Source organism: Nostoc cf. edaphicum LEGE 07299 (assembly GCF_015207245.1).
Classification (GTDB): domain Bacteria; phylum Cyanobacteriota; class Cyanobacteriia; order Cyanobacteriales; family Nostocaceae; genus Nostoc; species Nostoc edaphicum_B.
Window position 1 is genome coordinate 1 of the sequence record NZ_JADEXF010000519.1, and the last position, 4,143, is coordinate 4,143.

At 43.7% G+C, this 4,143-nt stretch carries 1 protein-coding gene; it reads left to right on the forward strand.

All coding sequences use genetic code 11. The features are described 5' to 3' along the window. The first annotated feature begins 552 nt into the window (after positions 1–552). Positions 553–4,113 carry a helicase-related protein gene (locus IQ229_RS15980; protein ID WP_194045298.1) on the forward strand — a complete coding sequence of 1,187 codons (3,561 nt, stop codon included), beginning with the start codon at positions 553–555 and terminating at the stop codon, positions 4,111–4,113. Positions 4,114–4,143: the final 30 nt, after the last annotated feature.

Consider the following 4,143-nt stretch of genomic DNA (forward strand, 5'->3'; position numbering starts at 1 on the left):
TAAATATATTATACTTATAATCATTGCCAGAAAAATGGCTTCTGCAAGCCATAGAAGTTCTTCAGAAGCCATTATACTTTATTGTAAACAACTAAAAAAGTTGTACAATTTGCGCGGCTACAAACACTATTGTATCGTTGGTTACTGAGAAGTCTTAAAAAAATAAAGTTATACAATTTCATCAGGCTACCATCCAAAAACAAATAATAAAGTTGTAAAATTATGCAAAAGACTTCCCTGTAAGGATTTGGGAATATTTGCTCCAAGGTTTAGTGGCGATCGCATTCCAAGTACAAAGCTGAATCAACAGCTTGAGTTTCGAGAGATGCGATCGCACTCTATTTCACTTTACCTGTAGCCACTAGCATGGAGCGATCGCTTAAAATCAGCTTTTCAATTAAGCAACATCAAGCTACCACAGCCAAATAACAGTAAATATACTAGCTAATAACCAGCCTAGTGTCTCTTATGGTCATAAGGAGCAATGTCCGGTCAAAAAACATTGGTATCTACATTGCCACTGACATCTGCCAAAAGGGAAAACACCGCAATATGGTTAGACTTGAGGATTTAACAAAAGGCACGCAAGTACAAGGTATCCTGCCAAACAGTATTGTCGCCATCGTTGATGCTCAGTGGCATGGTTCTGATGTTGTGGAATTAACATACAAAGATGCTAGCGGCACGCTAGGGAATGAGTTAGTCTTTCGAGACAGAGAACCTACTTTAGAAATAATCACCTCTGGTGGTGCTTGGAGTTTCACTGCTGATGGAGCTAATTTTCGTCTGGCATCAGAAGCGCACCGTATCCGTCTAGCTTATCTCTTCGACCCCTTGCTAGCCGTTCACACCTCTCTAGTCGAACCTTTACCACACCAAATAACTGCCGTTTACGGGGAAATGTTGACTCGACAACCTCTGCGTTTTCTCTTAGCAGATGATCCAGGTGCAGGTAAAACTATTATGGCGGGTTTGCTGATGCGGGAATTGCTCATCCGAGGTGATTTGCATCGTTGCCTTGTGATTTGTCCCGGCAGTTTAGCCCCACAGTGGCAAGATGAATTATCGCAAAAGTTTCATTTACGCTTTGAAATTCTCACTAACGATCGCATTGAATCAGCAGTAACTGGAAATGCTTTTGCTGAAATGCCGTTGGTGATTGTGCGACTGGACAAACTCAGCCGTAATCAAGATTTACAAGCAAAACTAGCACAGACAGACTGGGATTTAATTGTTTGCGATGAAGCCCATAAAATGTCAGCTTCATTTTTTGGTGGTGAAATTAAAGAGACGAAACGCTACAAACTTGGTAAGTTACTCTCAACTTTGACTAGGCATTTTTTATTAATGTCAGCGACACCACATAACGGCAAAGAGGAAGACTTCCAGTTGTTTATGGCGTTATTGGATGGAGACAGATTTGAAGGACGCTTCCGCGATGGTGTTCACGTAGCAGATACTTCCGACTTAATGCGGCGATTGGTTAAAGAAGATTTGCTGAAGTTTGATGGAAAACCCCTATTTCCAGAACGCCAAGCTAGCACTATAGAATATGAACTATCGGATTTAGAAGCGGTACTGTATAAGCGAGTTACTGAGTACGTCCGCGAGGAATTTAATCGTGCCGATGCTTTAGAAAATGAAGGGCGCAAAGGTAATGTTGGCTTTGCTTTGACTATTTTGCAACGTCGGCTTGCTTCTTCCCCAGAAGCTATTTATCAATCGCTGCTACGCCGTCGGGAAAGGTTGCAAAAACGGCTGAGGCAAGAAGAAGTTTTGAGGCAGGGAAGTAATGCAATCATCGTTGAATTTAAGCAGGTTCTGGATCTGGAAGACTTAGAAGATGATTTAGAGGATATTCCTGGTGAAGAACGAGAAGCAACAGAACAGGAAGTAGTTGACCTAGCTACAGCATCACGGACGATCGCAGAATTACAAACAGAAATTAAGCTTTTAGAAGAATTAGAGCAACTGGCACTGCGGGTGCGACGTAGTGGTAAAGATAAAAAATGGGAAGAACTCTCTAATCTGTTGCAAAATGATGCCGAAATGTTCAACGCCCAAGGACATCGGCGCAAACTCTTGATTTTTACCGAGTACCGGGACACATTAAATTATTTGACAGATCGGATTCGGACGCTAATTGGACGTAATGAAGCTGTGGTAAATATACATGGCGCAATGGGACGCGAAGAACGCCGCAAAATGCAGGAGGCATTTACCCAAGATATCGAAGTACAAGTCTTAATAGCTACGGATGCTGCGGGTGAAGGGATTAACTTGCAAAGGGCGCACCTTATGGTTAATTACGATTTACCTTGGAATCCTAACCGCCTAGAACAGCGTTTTGGGCGAATTCACCGGATTGGGCAGACGGAGGTCTGTCACTTATGGAATTTAGTGGCAAAAGGCACTCGTGAAGGCGATGTGTATTTAGCGTTATTGAAAAAGATAGAGGCAGAGCAGAAGGCACTGGGAGGTCAAGTATTTGATGTATTGGGGAAAGCGATCGCAGGGACGGAATTACGAGAGTTATTGATTGAAGCAATTCGCTATGGCGATCAATTAGAGGTGCGAGACAGACTCAACCAAGTCGTACATGATAAACTCGACCAACAGCGACTACGCGAACTTTTAGAAGAACGGGCTTTGGCACGAGATTCGATGGATATCGCCAAAGTGCAGCAAATTCGGGAAGAAATGGAAAGAGCAGAAGCACGACGGTTGCAACCTCATTTTATTGCTTCCTTCTTCCTAGAAGCATTTACCCAATTAGGTGGAACATTGCGTCAACGTGAACCCCAGCGTTACGAAATCAGTCATGTTCCGGCAGTTATTCGTAATCGAGGGCGGCAAATTGGTGTAGGAGAACCGTTGCTGCTACGCTACGAACGCATCTGCTTTGAAAAAGATTTAATCAGCGTTTCTCTTAAACCCTTAGCTGCCTTCATCTGTTCTGGACATTCTCTACTGGATGCCACAATTGACCTGACTTTGGAGCGACACCGGGATTTGTTGAAACAAGGGACTATCTTAGTCGATGAAAATGATTCCAGCGAAGGAACCCGCGCCTTAGTTTATTTAGAACATTCTATACAAGACGCGCGGACAAATCTAAATGGCTCTAGGCGTTTAGTATCGCGGCGGATGCAATATGTAGAAATCAATCCAGAAGGCAATACCTACAATGCAGGTTACGCACCTTACCTCAATTACCGTCCGCTAACAGACGAGGAAAAGGGTTTTGTAGAAAAAGTTTTAGAAGAATCTTGGTTGCGAGAAGATTTAGAAGCAAAAGCCAAGAGTTATGCGATCGCTCACCTTGTTCCCCAACATCTTCAAGAACTCAAGCAGCGCAAAGAGGAACTTATTGCTCAGACGATGACGGCAGTAAAAGATAGATTAACTAAGGAGATTAATTACTGGGATCATCGGGCTGAAGAACTGAAAATACAAGAGGAAGCTGGCAAGCCTAATGCCAAAATTAACTCAGGTAAAGCACATCAGCGAGCGGATGATTTACAAGCACGGTTAATGCAGCGCTTGGAGGAATTAGAGCAAGAACGTAGATTATCGCCATTACCGCCTGTGGTGGTTGGGGGCGCGTTGATAGTTTCAGTAGGCTTACTGCAACGAATGCAAGGCAAACAACAGGCAACGACAGCGATGTTTGCCAGGGAGACGGAACGGGTAGAAAAGGCAGCAATGACGGCTGTGATGGAAGTAGAACGCAATTTAGGGTACGAACCAATAAATGTGAGTACCCAGAAGTGCGGCTATGATATTGAGTCACGTCCCCTCACCCCCAGCCCCTCTCCCAAATTGGGAGAGGGGGGCCGGAGGCGGGGTGAGGGCTTGCGATTTATTGAGGTGAAAGGGCGAATTAGAGGCGCTAAAACTGTGACAGTGACGAAGAATGAAATTATTACCGCTCTAAACAAGCCAGATAATTTCATTTTGGCGTTGGTGCAAGTGCCTTTAGCAGAAGATATGGAAGGTAATTGTTCTATTCACTACTTACGTCGTCCGTTCCATAAAGAACCAGATTTTGCCGTGACGAGTGTTAATTATGATTGGCTGGAGTTGTGGCAACAGGGAACTGAGCCGTTTTAAAATAATTATTTCCCGTATTAACGATTACAC